We start from the raw sequence: 17,505 nt of genomic DNA on the forward strand, positions 1-17,505 counted from the left end.
ACTATCCCTGTTCGGTTGCCGCGGACAACGCCCGCTCCACCACGTGCTCGGCGATGGCCAGTGAGGACGTCGCCGCGGGCGACGGGGCGTTGCGGACCGCGACGACCCGCCCCACGATCTCGATTCGGAAGTCGTCGACGAGGTCTCCCCGGCGGTCGACGGCCTGGGCGCGGACACCGGCCGGGGCGCGGACCAGGTCGGCGGAGGCCAGCTCGGGGACGTAGTGCCGTGCGGCGGCGACGAACCGTCCCTTGAGCAGCGACCCGAGAATCTCCTGCACGCCGGTGCGCCAATGCCGCCTGGCGAGCCGGGGGAATCCCGCGTAGCCCAGCGTCGCGAGCAGGTCGCCGAGGCGGACGTCGCGGCGGCGGTAGCCCTCGCGGGCGAGGGCGAGCACGGCATTGGGGCCGACGTCGACGGTCCCGTCGATCCGGCGGGTGAGGTGGACGCCGAGGAACGGGTATCGCGGGTCGGGTACCGGGTAGATCAGGCCCCGTACCAGCGACGACCGCGCCGGCCGCAGGTGGTAGTACTCGCCGCGGAACGGCAGGATCCGCGGCGAGGCGTCCCCGCCGGCCAGCCTGGCGAGCCGGTCGACGTGCAGCCCGGCGCAGAGGATGACCTGCTCGGCCACGACGTCCTGTCCGGTCGTGGCGAGCAGCACCGAGTCGCCGCGCCGGGTGATCCCGGTTACGGCGGTGGCCAGGCGGACCTCGCCGCCGAGGCGGGCCACGTCTGCGGCGAGGGACCGCGCGACCTGGCCGAAGTCGACGACGGCGGTGTGCGGCGAGAGAAGGGCGGCCCTTCCCCGTACGTGGGGTTCCCGGTCCCGCAGGCCGTCCGGCCCCAGCATCTGCACGTCGGGCACGCCGTTGGCCCGCGCCCGCTCGAACAGGTCGGCCAGCCGGGTCTCCTCCGTCGCGTCGCGCGCGACGATGACCTTGCCCAGCTCCTGATAGGCGATGTCGTGCTCGGCGGTGTAGTCGCGCAGCAGCCCGACCCCACGCCGGCACAGAGTCGCCTTCAACGATCCCGGTGGGTAGTAGACGCCGGCGTGCACGACACCGCTGTTGTGGCCGGTCTGGTGCCGGCCGACCTGGTTCTCCTTCTCGAGCACGATGACGGAGCTGCCGGGGCGACGGATCAGCAGCTCCCGGGCGACCGCCAGCCCGACGATTCCCGCGCCGACCACGACGTAGCTCATGACACCGCCTCCTGGTCGGCGATCGGCCCGCTGATACGAACTTCCGCCACTGAGTGATAGCGCACCAGGAGAACGTACGGCCCGAAGCGGGAACGCGGCATGCCGCGCGGCAGGAAACGGACCTTACGGCTGGCTCAGCGCCTCCTTGGCGACAATGTCCCAGCGCACCAGGGTGCCGCTCTCAGGCGGGTCGTTGGGCGTGACGATGCCTCGAACGTCGCCCAGGAGCTGCCAGGAAGGCATGTCGTAACCGCAGCTGAGCCCGTCGCGCCCCTGGATCAACGGCGCCGGTGCGACCGACCACCTTACGGCGTCGGCGCTGCGCGCGATGCCGACGACCGTCCTGGTGTCCGTGCGACCGCACTCGCCGCTGGCGCCCGAGAAGGCCTCGAAGATGATGTACCAGTAGCCGTCGGGCGCGCGAGTCATGTCCGCCTTGCCTACGCCGAAGTTGGCCCAGTCCGGGGTCGGCGACAGCTTGATCTTCCGGCGGGCGCCGGTGTACTCACCGGCGAGCTTGTCGAACCGGACCACCGCGCGGGTCTGATTCATCCGCCCGGTCGCGTCGTGCCCGTGGAACGTCAGGATGTAGCCGGACCCGTCCTTTTCGATATCGGGCGTCCCGATCTCGTCGTCCCAGGCACCGACCGCTCCGGGTCGAAGCAGAAGCGTGCTGTTCGACCAGTTGCGCCCGTCGGTGCTGGTGACATATCGAATGGAGTGCAGGCTGCGCCCCTGCCCTGGGCCGCCGTAGTTCGGGTCGTGGTCGCGCTGCTCGAACACCATGACGAGGCGGTCTCCGTCGGCGATGACGTCCGGCGCGTACACCCAGGTGCTGTTGACGCTGTCGTCAAAGCTGCAACTCTGGCCGTCCTGGACCGTCTGCAGGGCGGACAACGGACGTCCTCCGTCCACCGGTGTCCAGGTGGCTCCGCTGTCGCTCGAGGTCGCCATCGCCACGCCCTGCGGGATGGAGCAGTTGGCCCCCGTCGGGCTGATGAAGGTCCGGTAGTACATGAGGTACTGCCCGTTCCAGATGATCGAGGTGCTCTCGGCGTGACGGGCGATGGTGTCGGGAAACGGCGAGGAAGTCGGCTGGGCCAGCGTTGCCGTCCCCTTGTACAGCTCAGCCGCCGCGGCGGTGGGCGCGTCGCTGTTCGTCAGATCCGGGTCGGGCACAGCTCCAAGTTTGGGCCACCCTGCCGCGAAGTGGGATTCGAACGGGCTCGCGCCGGTGGTTCGGCCAATGATCGTCGCCGCAGAAAGGACAACGAGCAGGATAGCGACCAAACCTCGCATGTTCTTGGTCATGTATCTCCACGCCGCTTCGGGGTATGGGGAGTTCACGGACTGCCTGTCAAGGCCGGCGCTTCCAGCCGTTTTCTCGAGCCGGCTTCCGGCGTTCCAGGCCGCATGAAAGCGTAATGTTCATAAGCCGGAACGACGACTTCGCTATTCCTCGCAGTTCCGCGTCCAGGCGGCAATTCATCTTGTGCGAAATCGCCGGTCGGGAGCAGACGTTCAGGCCTTGTCCGTAACCAGGGCAAAGTGACCAGCTGTTGCCACAGGTTGTTTTTCGGCCACGGCGGCGAGGAACACGGCGACGGCTCACGCGGATCTGAGCCGTCGCCGCGGTCCCCAACCGTCAGTGGCGCGCCCAGCGGCCGACCACGGCCGCCGCGCGGCCGCCGCGGCGTACCGGCTCGGCGGCGGCGAGCAGCCGGCCGTCGGCCAGGAACTCGATACCGGTCGCCGCGCCGATCTCCTCAGTCGCCGAGAAGGCGTGCCCCGGGGGAAGGCTGGCGGCGTACCCGGTGATGAACTCCGGCTCCGCCTGGGTGCTGGCACCGTTGCGCTGCGATGCCCGCGGCGCCGCCAGCGCCTCCGGCAGGGTCATTCCCAGGTCGATCCGATTGACCAACATCTGCAGGACCGTGGTGATGATCGTCGCTCCCCCGGGCGTGCCGACGGCCAGGAACGGCCGCCCGTCGGCCAGCACGATGGTGGGCGACATGGAACTACGCGGGCGCTTGCCCGGCGCCGGCAGGTTCGGGTCGGGCGCGGTGCCCTGGGTCGGGGCGAAGTTGAAGTCGGTCAACTCGTTGTTGAGCAGGAATCCCCGACCCGGCACGACCATCCCGTTGCCGCCGGTCGCCTCGATGGTCAGCGTGTACTCCACCACGTTGCCCCACCGGTCGGCCACCGTCAGGTTGGTGGTGCTCTTGCGGTCGTCGCGGGTGTCCGCGGCCGCCGCCGCCGAGCAGCCGCCGTAGGCGCCGTCGGGGACGCCGGGTGCGACCGGCTTGGGTAGCGCCGCCGCAGCATCGATCAGGCACGCGCGTTCCCTGGCGTACGCGTCGCTGAGCAGTTCGCGGAGCACGTCGCGCGGGGTGTGGTCGCCGACGTACCGGTTGCGGTCGGCGAACGCCAGCGCGCTGGCCTCCAGGTAGTGGTGCATCGCCTGGGTCGCGGTCATCGACCGCAGGTTGAACTGCTCGAGGATGTTGAGCGCCTCGCCGACCGCGGTGCCGCCGCTGGACGGCAGGGACATGCCGTACACCTCGAGGCCGCGGTAGTCCGACCGGGTCGGCTCGGGGAAGCGGGTGCGGTAACCGGCGAGGTCGGCGGCGGTCATCCCGGCCGGGCGGATCGGGTACGGCCACGTACCGACCGGTTGCGCCGCCGCCGGCGGGTGCTGCACGGTGGCAACCACGTCCCGGCCGACCTCGCCCCGGTAGAACACGTCGGTGCCCCGCTTGGCGATCAGCCGGTACGTCGCGGCGAGGTCCGGGTTGCGGAAGGTGCCGCCGACCGCCGGTGGCTGGCCGCCGGGCAGGTACAGCGCGCTGGTCGAGCTGAACTGACCGAACGCCGTTTGATTCCCGGCGATCTGGCTGGCGAAGGTCTCGTCGACGGTGAAACCGTCCTCGGCGACCCGCTCGGCGGGCTTGAGCATCTGCGCCAGCGAACGGGTGCCCCAGCGGTCCAGCGCGTCGCGCCAGGTGAGCAGGGTGCCGGGAACACCGGCCGACAATCCGCTGATCCGTGCCTCGTCGAACTGGTACGGCCGCCCGGTGGACGGGTTGACGAAGCTCGTCTCCGTCATCGACGCCGGTGCCGCCTCGCGGCCGTCGATGGTGTGCACCCGCCGGGTCTTCGCGTCGTAGTAGACGAAGAAGCCACCGCCGCCGATGCCGGCCGAGAACGGTTCGGTGACGCCGAGCGTCGCCGCCGCCGCGACCGCCGCGTCGACGGCGTTGCCACCGCGGCGCAGCACATCCAGCCCAACCGCCGTGGCGGTGGCATCCACCGTGGATACGGCACCTCCGTAGCCGACGGCCGTCGCCTCCTTCGGCGGCTCGGCCGGCTTCGCCTGAGCGGGAACGGCGGCGCCGACCACGAGCGTTGCCGCGGCGATGGCCGCGGTGATGAGGCGAGGTCTCATATGGTCTCCCCTGATCGACATACGTGGACCTACTGCCTACTCCCCTGGTCGGCAGGAGGCAACCCGGAGCCGGTGGGACCAGGTCACGCCCGCGACTGGTGTTTCCCGGGTAGGGCAGAATCGGCGGGCGATGGAGACGGCGAGAATCCTCACCGCGCTCGCCGACCTGGCCCCGGCCGGTGCCGAGCACGCCTTCGACGTGTCCGGCGCCGGCCGCCCGCTGGTCTGGCTGCCCGAGGCCGACCGGGGGCCGCGCAACGTCCGGCTGGACCGTCTCGCCGCCCTGGACGCGCTGCACCGCGACGAGCGGATCCTGCGCCGCGGCCTGGCCTTCGTCCTGGGTACGACCGACCTGGACGGCGGTCGGCGGATCCGCCTGCCGTTGCTGGCCCAGCCGGTACGCCTGGAGCGCACCCGCCGCGGCTACCGGGTCGTCCAGGCAGGGGATTTGGAGCTGACCTCGCTGATCGAGGACCGGGGTCTCGCCGCCCGGCTGGAGGCGGCGCCGGGGCTCGCCGGCCCGGGCTGGCTGGGCGCGCCCGGCACCAGGGCGTGGATCACCGCGGCCGCCGAAGCGGCCGGGCTCAAGCTGGACGCGGTGGTCACGGCCCCGCCTCGCGCCATCGACGACACCGCCCTCACCGGCGTCGCCGCCGCGGCGCTCTTCGTGACCCGTGACGTGCTCGCCGGCCGGCTGCGCGACACGCTGCTCAGCTGGGCGAGCCGGCCCGGGCTGGCGGACACCGCGCTGGCCCGGCTCTACTCCACCGGTGAGGCCCACCAGCCGGAGGCCGACCTCGGCGGCCCGCTTCCCGCGACCCGGCCGGGTGATCTCGCGGCGCCGCGAGCTCACGGCAGCGACCGGCCCACCCACGAGAGCACGCAACCCCCGGATAACAGTATCGACGTGTTGTCGCCCCTGCCGCTGAACGCGGCGCAGCGGGACGTGGTCCGGCGGGTCCGGGCCGAACCGGTCGTGGTGGTCTCCGGCGCACCGGGCAACGGCAAGAGCCACACCCTGGTCGCCGCAGCACTGGACACCGTGGACCGGGGCGGATCGGTGCTGGTGGCCACCCAGTCGGTGCACGCGGCTGACGTGCTCGGCGAGTTGCTGCGTCGCCACCCCGGGCCGACGCCGGTGCTGTTCGGTGACGCCGAACGCCGCGACGCGATCGCCGCCGACCTGGCCGGCGGCACAGCCGCGGGTGCGGACGACGCGATGCTGCGGGCCGACGCCGACGGCGTGGCCGCCGCACGGGATCAGGTGACGGCCGTACTGGCGGGGATCGTCGCCGCCCTCGACGAGGAACGGCTCGCCGCCACGCTGCCCGGCTGGCAGCCACTGCTGCCGGCCCTGACCCACGACGCTCCGGGCGCGTTCGCCCCGGCCACCGACCTGGCCGCCGTCCGGGCCGCGCTGGCCGCCGCGACCCGGCCCGGCGACGGCCGGTGGCGGCGCTGGCGACGGGCGTACGCGGACCGGCGGCTGCGGCGACGGACGGGCGCCGGCCCGGACGTACCGGTGGAGCGGTTGCGGGCCGCGGTGGCGGCGGCGAGCGCGCTGCGCGCGGCGGCGCGGCTGGCGGCCACCGGTGGCACCGACCTGGCACCGGCCTGGCGCAGCCTGGCCGAGGCGGACGCCGCGCTGGCCACCGCCGTCGGTACGGCGATGCTGCACCGCTCGACCAGCGCCCGCCGATGGACCGGCGCCGCCCGGCGCGCCGCGAGCGGCCTCGGCACGGCGCTGCGCGCCGGCCGCAACCGCCGCCGCGAACTGCTCGCCGACCTGGACGCCGAGGCCCTGGTACGCGCCCTGCCGCTGTGGGTGGGCACGGTGGCCGACGTGGAGGATCTGCTCCCCGCGGTGGCCGGCATGTTCGACCTGGTGGTGCTCGACGAGGCGGCGCACATCGACCAGCTCCGGGCCGCCCCGGTGCTGGCCCGAGCGCGGCGCGCGCTGGTGGCCGGTGATCCGCGGCAGCTGCGGTTCGTGTCGTTCGTGGCCGACGTGGACGTCGCCGCCGCGCTGCGCCGGCACGGCCTGGACCGCTTCGGCGACCGGCTCGACGTACGCCGATCGAGCGCCTTCGACGTGGCGGCCGGCGCCGCGCCGGTCACCTGGCTCGGCGAGCACTACCGCTCGGCCCCGCACCTGATCCAGTTCTCCGCCCGCCGCTTCTACGGCGACCGGCTGGAACTGGTCACCCGGCACCCCCGCAACGAGTGCGCCGACGTGATCGACGTGCTGAGCGTGCCCGACGCGGGCGTGGTCGACGGCGTCAACCAGGCCGAGGTGGACGCCGCGCTCGACCTGGTCCGCCGGCTCGCCGCCGACCCGCCGGGCGGCGGAATCGCGGTGGTCAGTCCGTTCCGGGCGCAGGCGGACGCCCTGGAGGCCGCGCTGCTGGCCACCTTCGATGTCGACGAGATCGAGCGCCTCGGCCTGCGATCGGGCACCGTGCACGCGTTCCAGGGCAGCGAGGCGGACGTGCTGGTCGCCTCGCTGGGGCTGGTGGACGCCGATCCGCCGTCCCGGCAGCGGTTCGTCGCCGAGCCGAACCTGTTCAACGTCCTGGTCACCCGGGCCCGGAAACGCCTGACCGTGGTGACCTCCCTGCGGTCCCCCGAGGGCCTGATCGGCGACTACCTGTCGTACGCCGGGAAACCACCACCCGCCGCCCCGGACGCCGAGCCGGCGGACGGCTGGCCGGCCGCACTCGCCGAGCAACTGCGCCGGATCGGGCTGCCGGTCCGGCCGGGCTACCCGGTCGGCCGGTGGCGGATCGATCTCTGCGTGGGCGACGCGGAGCACGCGGTCGGGGTGATCTGCGGGGTGCACCCGGACGGGGTCGCAGCGCACGTGGAACGGCAGCGGACCCTGCTGCGGGCCGGGTGGCAGCTGCACGACATGTTCGCCAGCCGCTGGTCGGACGACCCGATCCGGGCGGCCCTCGACCTGTCCTCCCGGATCGCCCACCCCTGACCGGTCAGCGGCTCATCACGTAGGCCACCACGATCGCGGCGATCAGCGCCAGCGCGGCCAGCACCGCGGCCGTGATCTTGGCGGCGCTGTACGGACGCTCGCCGATGACCTCGCCGGTCCGGGCATTGACCAGGACGCGGTACGACCGGCCGGCGTGCAGGTACGCGGCGATCCACACCGGCAGCAGGAGCAGCTTGTACGTCACGCCCGAGTAGGTGGTGTGCACGGAGGTGACCCGCTGCTCGTCGCCGCCGATGTCCGACCGGCAGTCCCGCTCGATGACCGGCGCCATCCGGTCCTTCGCCTCGGCCAGCCCCGCCTCGGGCTCCGTGTCGTACCGAAGCGCGTGATAGCCGGCCAGATAGTCCCCGTCGTACGCGACCGCCTCGGCCAGCGGCCACGGGGTCAGCTGGTCCAGCTGCTTCTCCGGCACGTACGTCGTGGCGGGCACCAGCACGTCGTCGAAGTCCCGACGGACGGTCCCCCACGCCGGGTACCACCGCGTGTGCCGCACCTGCCGGGTGCGCGTCTCCTGCCTGCCGTTCACCGTCACCGTGTACGTCTCGGTGACGTAGTAGTACTCGCCGCGCTGGCCGCGGTAGTCCGAGACGGTCCGCGCGTCGAACGTCCAGTGCGGCAGGTAGGTGCCCTTGAGCGTCTCCGCCTCGCTGACCTTCTTCAGGCTGTTCGGCGCGAACCAGCGGCTGCGGCACCACTGGCCCAGGGCGGTGCGCACGCCCGCCTGGTCGACCGCGAACGGCAGCACCGCCTCCGGCGCGATCAGCTCGCCCGCCGCGGCGTCCGCCACCAGCGGGGCGGCGCAGAACTGGCAGCGCTGGGCGAGCGCGTTGCTCTCGGTCCGGGCACCGCAGCCCGGGCAGACGAAGGTGTACGCGCCGACGCTGGCGGCCGGCTTGCGCGGCAGCGTGGCCAGCTCGGCGTACGCGTGCTCGCGCACCTCCCGGCCGGCACCGGCGATCTGCTGCTGGTGCCCGCAGTACGGGCAGCGCAGCACCGCCGTGCCCGGCGCGAACTCCACCCGGGCACCGCAGCCCTCGCACTGGTACGACGGCGGGGAGACAGCCGTGTCACTCATCGCGGCCCGCTCCCTCTCCCCCGCCGCCGCGGCCCACGCCCGTCCTGCCGGCTCATTGCGGCGGCAGCGGCGGTGGGACGCTGGCCAGCACCGCCGCGAGCTCCGGCACCTGCCCGGCCGGCTGCCACTGCGCCATGCCGGCGCGCCACACGAGCGTGTCCGGGCCCAGCGTGCCCGCGCCCACCTGCTCGGCCAGCCCACCGAGGTCGAACGGACCCTGCCGCTGCCCGGCGACGCCGACGTACCACTGCGTCTGGTTCGGCAGCGGCGGCGGCTCGGCGCCGCCCGGCTGCGCGGGGGCCGGCGCTGGCTGCGTCCCCGCGCCGCCCGACATGGACCTGGCCATCTGCTGACCCACAGCCATGCCCATGCCCATTCCGATGCCGGCGCCCGCGCCGCCGCCCGGGTTCTTCGCGGCCTCCTCGAGTGCGGTGGCCGCCTGGTACCGGGTGAACCGGTCCAGGTCCCCGACCGCGCCCATACCGGTCCGCTTGTCCAGCGCCCGCTCCACCTCCGGCGGCACCGAGACGTTCTCGATGACGAACTTGGGGATCGCGATGCCGACCTCGGCCAGTTCCTCGGTCAGCACGGCGGCCAGCCGCCGGCCGATCGCGTCCTGGTGCGCCGCCAGGTCCAGCAGCGGCACCCCCGCCGTGGCCAGCGCGCCGCCGAGCCGTCCCACCATGAGCTGGCGCAGGTACTCCTGCACCTCCTCGGTGCGGAACTGCGGATCCGTGCCGACCAGCTCCCGCAGCAGCTTCTCCGCGTCCACCACCCGCGCCGCGTAGGCGCCGAACGCCCGCAGCCGAACCACGCCGAACTCGGCGTCACGCAGGATCACCGGGTTCTGGGTGCCCCACTTCAGGTCGGTGAACTGCCGGGTGTTGACGAAGTACACCTCGGCCTTGAACGGCGAGTTGAAGCCGTACTTCCAGCCCTTGAGCGTGGACAGGATGGGCAGGTTCCGGGTCTCCAGCGTGTACGTGCCGGGCGGGAACACGTCGGCGATCTGCCCCTCGTTGACGAACACCGCCGTCTGGGACTCGCGGACGACCAACTGGGCGCCCATCTTGATCTCGTTCTGGTAACGCGGGAAGCGCCAGACGATCGTGTCCCGGCTGTCGTCCAGCCATTCCACGATGTCGACGAACTCGCCCCGGAGTTTGTCCATCAGCCCCACGACGTCCCCTCCTCGCTGCCGAGATCACCGCCGTCGCGGCGACGATAGCAAGTGCCCGCCAGCCGAAGTCGCCGCGCCGGTGCCGGCCGGGTGCAGTGCGGTTGCCCGGCCATCACCGCAGGTCGCGCGGCACTCAACCGGGAATCACGTCACGTTGTCGACCGTCGGCGTTGACGCCAGCCGACCCCGCAGGCGGGCCAGTTCGTCGACAGATCCGATCGCGGCGCGGTCTTCGGGGTGTTCGACGTAGTGCCGGACGGCACCAGCGAGGAATGCCGGGTCGACGTGCAGCCAGCCGATCGGGAGATCCTCGCTTGGTGGGTACCGACCGACGACCGGGGGCGCGTTGAGATAGAGCCTCAACCAGCGCTGCCGGCGCTTGGCCGGGGGCGGTGGGCCTCCTGGCAGGAGGTGCTCCCACGTAACCCGCGTCGTTCGCCTCAGGCGGCGAACGGTCAGGCCATCCGGATCAAGATGAAGCTGCGGACGTGTGACGAGCAGGAACGCGAGGGCGACTGAGCAGAAGACCGCCACCCCGATGATCGACGCAGGCAAGGCAAACTCAGCGATGCGCATCGAATCGCCATCGGGCACCCGCTCGGCCGCGACAAGCCCCCCGCCGAGGAACATCGACATGATCGCCTGCGTTCCGGCGTAGACCGGCGAGGGCGGCACGGTGAAGCGGCCGTCACGGATGGTGAACTGCGTCGGGCGCCCGCCACGGCCAAGCAGAGCGAACAGTCCGGCCGGAACACCGACGGCGACCGCCAGCCCGCCGAGCAGCGCAAGCAGGCCGCTCACCCCACTCATCCGCCAGGTCAGCGGCTGCAGCCAGAACGTGATCGCCAGCCGGCCCACGAAGGCCGACAAGCCGATCGGTAGCGCGGACCAACGCAGCAGATTGGGCGACACGGCCCGCAGGCTAGCTGACCGACGCCATACCTGACATGCATCGGATGCGGTCTCATCGGACAGTCGGACCGCCGCATCGAAGGCGGACGGCGGTGCCGGTGGTCGGCGTGGCCGCCATCCGACCCCTGCTGTCCTGACCCAACGGCCACGAAGCGGCAGCCCGTACGACTATTCCTCTTTGGAGGCACCGCTGATGGAATGCCGGCTATTGATCGTTGAACCACAGCCATAGAAGGACGTGCGGTATCCGCGAAGCCGCCGAACCGCCTCAAACAGCGCAGAAGGACGGGCCGACATGCTGACAGACATGGCGACAGGTCATCCGGCGTCGAGAGGGACCGGCATCCGCCGGCACCTTGCGAAGTTCGCCGTCCCGGTGCTCGTCGGCGTGCTGGTGGCCCACCTGGGCCCCAGCACCGCACGGGCTTCCGGCAATGACGACCAGGGTAAGCACACCGGGCAGGTGGCGAGGGTGATGACCCGCAACCTGTTCCTGGGCGCCGACCTGGCCCCGGCGCTCTCCGCGACCAGCCTCAACGCGTTCGTCGACGCCAACGGCGCGGTCCTGAGGCAGACGACGGCCACGAACTTCCCGACCCGGGCCAAGGGCCTCGCGGCGGAGATCCTGGAAAAGGAGCCGGATCTGGTCGGCCTGCAGGAAGTGGCGCTGTGGCGCACCGGGCCGGCGTCGGTCAATCCGCTGTTCGGCGGCCCCAAGACGGCCACCACCGTACGGTACGACTTCCTTCAGATCCTGCTGAGCCACCTGAACGCGGGCAAGGAGCGCTATCGGCCGGTCGCCATCCAGGAGGAGTTCGACTTCGAGGCGCCGGCGAACGAGAACGGCGTACGCGGCGACGGACCCGCGGCCACGCCGGACGCCGAACTGAACGGCCGGCTCACCATGCGGGATGTCATCCTCGCCCGCGTCGACGGGGGCGTGCACACATATTCGCCGTCAGGCGGCACCTTCCAGCATCTGCTGACACTGCCCATCCTCGGCGTGCCGGTCACGGTGACACGCGGCTGGACACAGGTCGACGCCAAGGTGCGCGGCGGCGACCGGTTCCGCTTCGTCAACACCCACCTGGAGGCGTTCGACCCGCGCACCCTTCACCCGAGCATCCGCGCGCTGCAGGCAGGTGAGCTCGTCGCGCCCGGGGGGCCGGCGACCGGCGACCTGCCGGTCGTGCTGCTCGGCGACTTCAACTCCGACGACGACACCGTCGTTCCCGACGACCAGCAGGCCTACCGCGTGCTGCTGGGCGCCGGGTTCGTCGAACGCAGCACCGCCGACCCGCTCAGCTGCTGCCTCCACTCCTACGATTTGACGACCGGCACGGCCGCCGAATTCGACCACCAGGTCGACCACGTCATGACCGACTCGCCGCGCACCGTGCGACTCGTGGAATCCTCCGTCACCGGCAGGACCAAGCAGAACGGCTATTGGGACTCCGACCACGCTGGAGTGTTCAGCGCGCTGCGTATCGGCTGAGGCAGCGGGCAGCGCCCGGACTGCGTACGGATGGATCCGCCACGGCCCTGTTCTCCCTCTGCGGATGGAGAACAGGGCCGTGTTCGGCGGGCAGGAGCCGTAGCCGCGGAGGCTGTTCGTTAGAGGCGGCAGGCGTCGTCTGCGAGCCCTCGGTCACCGACGACCTCAGGGCACGCTCACCGGTGCTCGCCCGGCGGCGGGCAGGCCGGCGAAGGATCGCACGGATTCGCTCCGCACGGCGCGGTGGGCGGCTATGCCGACCAGCACGGCCAGCACCGCGATGCACAGCCACGCGAACAGGTCACCCACCGACCCGTAGATCGTGCGTACCCCCTTGGTCGGCACGTACGCGACCATCGTCTGCTGGTCGCTGATGAAGTAGTTCGCACCAGGCCGGGGAAATCGGCGTCGAAGGCGTTGACGGGCCCGAACAGCGGGCGGAGCTGCGCTGGATCGGCCTGGGCCACCTGCGGCAAGGTTCGGCGGAGGGCGGAAAGAACGTGAGCCGGACGGCCCCGCCGACGACGACCACGAGGGCCATCCGGCGCCGAGGCTTCAGGTGACGCCGGCGCCGGTGGTGGCGATCGCGGCGGCGCCGGCGGTCGCGACGATCAGGGCGCTCGCCGCCGCCCCGTCACGGCCGTGCGCAGCAGGAGACCCGAAAGGTTCGCAGCGGGGTGACGTCGGCCACCCGAAGCCCGCCCGGTCGCAGGGTGTTCATCGCAACGTCACCGTACGGTCACTGTCCCGGTCTTCGATGCCGGGACAGTGACCGTCGCACGCCAGGCCCCCTGCCTGTGAACACCGGCGTCGCCCCACCGTCCCGTCTCCCGCTGAAAGCAAGCCGCCGTGTCCGAGCCCATCACCGAGCCCATCACCGACTCCATTGCCGGCCCGCTGTCCGAGGTCGTCGCCGACGTGCTGCCCGCCGACGTACCCGAGGCCGTCATCGGGGAGGTCATCGCCGAACTGCTGCCCGTCGAGGGCCCCCAGATGCTCTCCGACGACCCGGTGGAGGCCGTCGCCGCCGTCACCGAACTGGTGGAGGCCGCGACCCGGCAGGTGTTCGCTCCCGACCCGCTGGCCGACCCGGCCGTGGCGCTCACCGACCCGACACCCGCAGCGGAGCCGGCCGACCCGGCCGCAGCGGCCGCCGCCCGCGCCGGGGTCGAGATCCGCCCGATCGACACGCATGTCGACGTCGCCGCTGCCGTCGGTGTCCTCGACGCCGTCTTCGCTCCGGGCGCGGGACACCATTTCTATCCGCCGAGCCTGCTGCGTAACCTGCTCGCCGCCGGCGCCCCGGCGCTGCTGGCCTGGATCGGCGAGGCTCCCGTCGGCGTGGTGCTCGCGTTGCCGGGGTGGACTGCCGACGGCCGGCCGCTGGTGCAGTCCGGCCCCATGGCGGTGTTGCCCAGCGCCCGTGGCCGCGGTGTCTCGGTCGCGCTGAAGCTCGCCCAGCGGGCCTGGGCGATCGAGCGGGGCGTCACCGAGATCCGCTGGACGTTCGACGCGATGGCCGCGGTCAACGCCAACCTCAACCTGCGCCGGCTCGGCGCGACCGTCGAGGCGTTCCTGCCCGGCTACGAGGGCCTCCGGGACGCCGACAGTCCCACCCCGCTGCCGTACGACCGGTTGCTCGTCGCCTGGCACCTCACCGGCGAGGGTCGAGGTGCGCCCGGGTCGGCCCGGCAGTCAGCGCCCGCCGTACCCGCCGACGGCGATGCCCCGCCCGGGTGGGCGGTCGTCGCCGGCGACGACGGGCTGCCGGTGATCGACCCGTGCTGGGCTGCCGCTCCCGCCGCGCTGGTCGAGGTGCCGGCCGACATCTCCGCGCTACGCCGCGACGACCCGGCCGCGGCCAGCGCCTGGCAACACGCCGTCGGCGGCGTGCTGCGGGAAGCGCTTGTGGCCGGCTGGCGGGCGGGCTGGGACGCCCGCGGCGGCTACCGGCTCACCGCACCCACCCGCTGACGGGAATGCCACCAGGCAGGCTCCTTCTCTCGGCAGACGCCTCGCCTTGGTCGCCTGCATCGGCTGACCAAGGGACGCGGTACTCGCGCCGACCGGCGCCGTGGCCCGCACCGAATTCGGTCGCGGGCCACGGCGTGCGGAGCAGGTCGACTATCCGGCCAGGTAGGCGCGGATGATCGTCTGCTCGATCCCGCTGCCGCCGTCGGCGGTGGCCTTGACGCGCAGCGATACCGCCTGCCCGGCGGCGGGTTTCGGCAGTTGCGCCGCGAACGTGTCCGCACTGCTGGGGCTGGTCGTCACCGATTGCCAGCTGGCGCCGTCGTCGACGGAGGTCCACAGCTCGAACGAGGTGATCTTCTGTACGGTCACCCCGTGCGCCTGCCGCACGGTGCAGCTCGCGGTGCCGTCGGTCGGCTTGTTGGCCACGTCCAGCGGTAGGGCGTAGTCGACCGACAGCAGCGGCACCGGGACCGGGTTGGTGCCGGTCGGGCCGGCGGAGCGGAACGTCCAGGCGGTATCCACGCGGGTGGAGACCGGCTGCAGGGCGCTGGCGTCCAGGTGGTACCTGAGCCGGTAGTCACCGGCCTGCTGGGGGACGCTGAAGTTGGTTCTGCTGCCCTCGGCCTCTCCCACCAGTTGTCCGTCGCGGTGCAGAGTCAGCCTCCGCACGGTCTGCGTCTCCCAGTCGTAGTCCCCGGCGTGGCAGCTGAACCGCTGGTGCTGGTCAGCCTGCTCGACCAGTTCCACGTACAGGTTGCCCCGGGTACGCGAGATCGGGTTGGGGGTGCATCCGCTGGCCGACGGTGCCGGGTCGTCGTACCAGTCGGGGCGCAGCGGCTGTCGCACCCAGACCTTGCTCCGCCGGCTGCCCGGCTCGGGCCGATAGAGCGCCTCCTGGGTGACCGCGTCGTCGTAGAACGCCTCGTCGGTGTACAGGATTCCGGGGCTGACGTAGTCCACGCGGTCTCCCGAGACCCCGTCGGTCCAGCTCCCCAGCGGGCTCAGGTAGTCGGAGGTCCAGCCGTACCGCTTGTGGCCAGTGGTCGATCCGTCCCGGTCCAGGACCCGGAAACTGTTGTCGACCCGGGCGAGTTTGGCCTGATCGGCGGTGGTCCACCGGTACGTCTGATCGGCCGGGAAGTCGTTGGGCAGCGCGCGGGTCAGGTCGTACTGGTAGGGCCTGGGCCCGTCGCCGGGCGCGTGCAGGCCGAAGCTGGTGACGCCTCGAACCTGCCGACGTTCGGCTTCCGCATCGGCATGACGTAGACGCCCCCGTCGCGGGCGTCGGCGCCCTAGGCGAAGGCGAAGTCACTGCTGACGAACTGCCCGTTGCGGGCGTGCTGCTGGTAGGTGGCGCCGATCTGGCTGGCCTCGGTGGCCACCCCGTCGACGCTGCCCCGGACCTGTTTGGCGGTGGCGGCGTCGATCAGCAGGTCGGTGTCCTTGGCCACGGTCAGATCCGGATCACCCACCAGGCCCATCCGAGTGCCGCCGGTGTCCAGGTTGTCCTCGAACTGGTAGCCGACCACGCTGTACCGGCCGGCCGGCACCCGCACCGTCGTCCGCTCGCCGAGGTCGAGCGGCACAATGTCGCTGAACGCCGTCGGGTCGTCGAGGCTGATCACCCACGCCGCACCCCACTGGCTGACCGCATCGGCGGCGTCAGGCAACGCTGTCACCGTCAGGTTGAGGTCGTAGCTGGGCGGTTCGACGTAGAAGGTGACCGGGGTGCTGGCGGCGAACGCACCGCCGGCGCGGGCGGTGACCACCGCCGTGTACAGGCCCGGTCGGGCGGCCAACTTCGACCGGTCGACGCGCAGTGCCACGGTCCCGGTCTCCCCGGCCGCGAGGGTGAATCTGCTGGCCGACAGCTTGACGGCCGCGGGTGTCGTCGGCGGATCAGCGGTCTGATCTGGACCGGCAGGTGGCGCGGGTGACCATGTGGGCGACCGGACAGCAGTTGGCCGTGTCGCGGGTGGTGACCGAGGTCGGGCCGGCTGTGGACGGGCGCCGAAAGGAGTTTCTCGCCCTGTTGCGGGATCCGCCGGTGGCGACCATTGTGGTGGAGCACCGGGACAGGTTTGTCCGCTTCGGTGGCGAGTATGTGGAGGCGGTGCTGGCTGCTTCGGGGGGCCGGTTGCTGGTGGTGGACCCGGAGATGATGGATGATGACCTGGTGCGGGATGTCACTGAGATCCTGACCGGCCTGTGTGCCCGCTTGTGTGGGCGTCGGGGGGGTGCCGACCTGGCCCGGCGGGCCGTCGCAGCGGCGATGAACGATGGCGGCACCGCGTGAAGGTGGTGCAGGCGTACCGGTACGCCCTGGATCTGACCCCGGCGCAGGAGCGTGCCGTGCTCACCCAGGCCGGCGCGGCTCGGGTGGCGTACAACTGGGCCTTGGCGCGGGTGAAGGCGGTCATGGATCAGCGGGCCGCGGAACGCTCCTACGGTGTGCCTGAGGAGTTGCTGACCCCGACGGTCGGGTGGAGTCTCCCCAAGTTGCGCAAGGTGTGGAACCATGCCAAGGCCGAGGTGGCGCCGTGGTGGGCCGAGTGCTCCAAGGAAGCGTTCAACACCGGCCTGGACGCCCTGGCCCGTGGCTTGAAGAACTGGTCCGACTCCCGCACGGGCAAGCGGAGCGGACGGCGGGTGGGGTTTCCCCGGTTCAAGTCACGACGCCGGTCGACACCGTCCGTGCGGTTCACCACGGGTGCGATCCGGGTGGAGCCGGACCGCCAGCACGTCGTGTTGCCCCGGCTGGGCCGGCTCAAGCTGCACGAGTCCGCCCGCAAGCTCGCCCGCCGTCTGCAGGCGGGCACAGCCCGGATCCTGTCGGCCACCGTGCGCCGTGACGGCGGACAGTGGCACGTCGCATTCTGCGTCGAGGTCCAGCGGGCCGAGCGCACCCCCACGCGCCCGCAGGCGGTGGTCGGGGTGGATGTTGGGATCACGCACCTCGCGGTGCTGTCCACCGGCAAGATGGAGCCCAACCCGAGCCACCTCGATGAGGCGGCCCGGCGGATGCGGCGGCTCGCCCGGCGCATGTCACGGCGTGTCGGCCCCGACCGGCGTACCGGCCAGCGGCCGTCGAACCGGTGGGAACGCGCACGCCAGCAGGTCGCCGCGGCGCATGCGCGAGTCGCTCACCTGCGCCGCGACGGTCTGCACAAGCTCACCACCCGCCTCGCGTGCGAGTACGGCGCGATCGTGGTCGAA

At 72.1% G+C, this 17,505-nt stretch carries 13 protein-coding genes and 1 pseudogene; 5 read left to right on the top strand and 9 right to left on the bottom strand.

Annotated features, from left to right (window positions below):
- Position 1: 1 nt before the first annotated feature.
- The 3 genes from lhgO to ggt form a co-directional block, all read right to left on the bottom strand.
- Positions 2 to 1,204 (bottom strand): L-2-hydroxyglutarate oxidase, encoded by a 1,203-nt coding sequence (gene lhgO, locus ACNAVT_RS22095; RefSeq protein WP_416299041.1) that lies wholly within the window; start codon positions 1,202 to 1,204, stop codon positions 2 to 4.
- A 123-nt stretch (positions 1,205 to 1,327) separates the two neighbouring features.
- Entirely contained in the window at positions 1,328 to 2,515 is a 1,188-nt protein-coding gene (locus ACNAVT_RS22100) for a hypothetical protein (RefSeq protein WP_416299042.1), read from the bottom strand.
- A 334-nt stretch (positions 2,516 to 2,849) separates the two neighbouring features.
- Entirely contained in the window at positions 2,850 to 4,649 is a 1,800-nt protein-coding gene (ggt, locus tag ACNAVT_RS22105; RefSeq protein ID WP_416299043.1) for a gamma-glutamyltransferase, read from the bottom strand.
- Positions 4,650 to 4,779: 130 nt separating this feature from the next.
- Here ggt and ACNAVT_RS22110 point away from each other — a divergent pair, with 130 nt between their 5' ends.
- Positions 4,780 to 7,632, top strand: a complete 2,853-nt coding sequence (locus ACNAVT_RS22110; protein ID WP_416299044.1) for an AAA domain-containing protein — start codon at positions 4,780 to 4,782, stop codon at positions 7,630 to 7,632.
- 4 nt (positions 7,633 to 7,636) lie between these two features.
- Here ACNAVT_RS22110 and ACNAVT_RS22115 read toward each other — a convergent pair whose 3' ends face one another.
- The 3 genes from ACNAVT_RS22115 to ACNAVT_RS22125 all read right to left on the bottom strand — a co-directional run bounded on the left by ACNAVT_RS22115 (position 7,637) and on the right by ACNAVT_RS22125 (position 10,820).
- Complete coding sequence (locus tag ACNAVT_RS22115; RefSeq protein WP_416299045.1) at positions 7,637 to 8,728, bottom strand: hypothetical protein; 1,092 nt, start codon at positions 8,726 to 8,728, stop codon at positions 7,637 to 7,639.
- A 52-nt stretch (positions 8,729 to 8,780) separates the two neighbouring features.
- On the bottom strand, positions 8,781 to 9,908 hold the full coding sequence (locus ACNAVT_RS22120) for an SPFH domain-containing protein (protein WP_416299046.1): 1,128 nt from the start codon (positions 9,906 to 9,908) through the stop codon (positions 8,781 to 8,783).
- Between the two features lie 144 nt (positions 9,909 to 10,052).
- On the bottom strand, positions 10,053 to 10,820 hold the full coding sequence (locus tag ACNAVT_RS22125) for a hypothetical protein (RefSeq protein ID WP_416299047.1): 768 nt from the start codon (positions 10,818 to 10,820) through the stop codon (positions 10,053 to 10,055).
- Positions 10,821 to 11,127: 307 nt separating this feature from the next.
- On the opposite strand from ACNAVT_RS22125, the gene ACNAVT_RS22130 reads away from it, so the two are divergent.
- Entirely contained in the window at positions 11,128 to 12,315 is a 1,188-nt protein-coding gene (locus ACNAVT_RS22130) for an endonuclease/exonuclease/phosphatase family protein (protein WP_416299048.1), read from the top strand.
- Positions 12,316 to 12,480: 165 nt separating this feature from the next.
- On the opposite strand, the gene ACNAVT_RS22135 is transcribed toward ACNAVT_RS22130, so the two are convergent.
- Positions 12,481 to 12,672, bottom strand: a complete 192-nt coding sequence (locus ACNAVT_RS22135; RefSeq protein ID WP_416299049.1) for a hypothetical protein — start codon at positions 12,670 to 12,672, stop codon at positions 12,481 to 12,483.
- 492 nt (positions 12,673 to 13,164) lie between these two features.
- On the opposite strand from ACNAVT_RS22135, the gene ACNAVT_RS22140 reads away from it, so the two are divergent.
- Positions 13,165 to 14,289 carry a hypothetical protein gene (locus tag ACNAVT_RS22140; RefSeq protein WP_416299050.1) on the top strand — a complete coding sequence of 375 codons (1,125 nt, stop codon included), beginning with the start codon at positions 13,165 to 13,167 and terminating at the stop codon, positions 14,287 to 14,289.
- Positions 14,290 to 14,439: 150 nt separating this feature from the next.
- On the opposite strand, the gene ACNAVT_RS22145 is transcribed toward ACNAVT_RS22140, so the two are convergent.
- The gene (locus ACNAVT_RS22145; RefSeq protein ID WP_416299051.1) at positions 14,440 to 15,249 is read right to left on the bottom strand and encodes a hypothetical protein; all 810 of its coding nucleotides are present in this window, start codon (positions 15,247 to 15,249) and stop codon (positions 14,440 to 14,442) included.
- Between the two features lie 332 nt (positions 15,250 to 15,581).
- Positions 15,582 to 16,115, bottom strand: a complete 534-nt coding sequence (locus tag ACNAVT_RS22150) for a hypothetical protein (protein ID WP_416299052.1) — start codon at positions 16,113 to 16,115, stop codon at positions 15,582 to 15,584.
- Positions 16,116 to 16,171: 56 nt separating this feature from the next.
- On the opposite strand from ACNAVT_RS22150, the pseudogene ACNAVT_RS22155 reads away from it, so the two are divergent.
- Together ACNAVT_RS22155 and tnpB are read left to right on the top strand one after the other, a co-directional pair.
- Positions 16,172 to 16,585 (top strand): annotated as a pseudogene (locus tag ACNAVT_RS22155) (IS607 family transposase); the annotation flags it as partial.
- On the top strand, positions 16,582 to 17,505 hold a 924-nt coding region (gene tnpB / locus ACNAVT_RS22160; RefSeq protein ID WP_416299053.1), incomplete at its 3' end, for an IS607 family element RNA-guided endonuclease TnpB. The pseudogene ACNAVT_RS22155 and the gene tnpB, both read left to right, overlap by 4 nt.

Origin of the sequence: Micromonospora sp. SL4-19 (genome assembly GCF_047921475.1) — a bacterium.
GTDB lineage: Bacteria > Actinomycetota > Actinomycetes > Mycobacteriales > Micromonosporaceae > Micromonospora.

Excerpts from the sequence above, each read along its gene's own strand:
- lhgO (WP_416299041.1), bottom strand. The coding sequence starts at position 1,204 with ATGAGCTACGTCGTGGTCGGCGCGGGAATCGTCGGGCTGGCGGTCGCC.
- ACNAVT_RS22100 (WP_416299042.1), bottom strand. The coding sequence starts at position 2,515 with ATGACCAAGAACATGCGAGGTTTGGTCGCTATCCTGCTCGTTGTCCTT.
- ggt (WP_416299043.1), bottom strand. The coding sequence starts at position 4,649 with ATGAGACCTCGCCTCATCACCGCGGCCATCGCCGCGGCAACGCTCGTG.
- ACNAVT_RS22110 (WP_416299044.1), top strand. The coding sequence starts at position 4,780 with ATGGAGACGGCGAGAATCCTCACCGCGCTCGCCGACCTGGCCCCGGCC.
- ACNAVT_RS22115 (WP_416299045.1), bottom strand. The coding sequence starts at position 8,728 with ATGAGTGACACGGCTGTCTCCCCGCCGTCGTACCAGTGCGAGGGCTGC.
- ACNAVT_RS22130 (WP_416299048.1), top strand. The coding sequence starts at position 11,128 with ATGGCGACAGGTCATCCGGCGTCGAGAGGGACCGGCATCCGCCGGCAC.
- ACNAVT_RS22135 (WP_416299049.1), bottom strand. The coding sequence starts at position 12,672 with ATGGTCGCGTACGTGCCGACCAAGGGGGTACGCACGATCTACGGGTCG.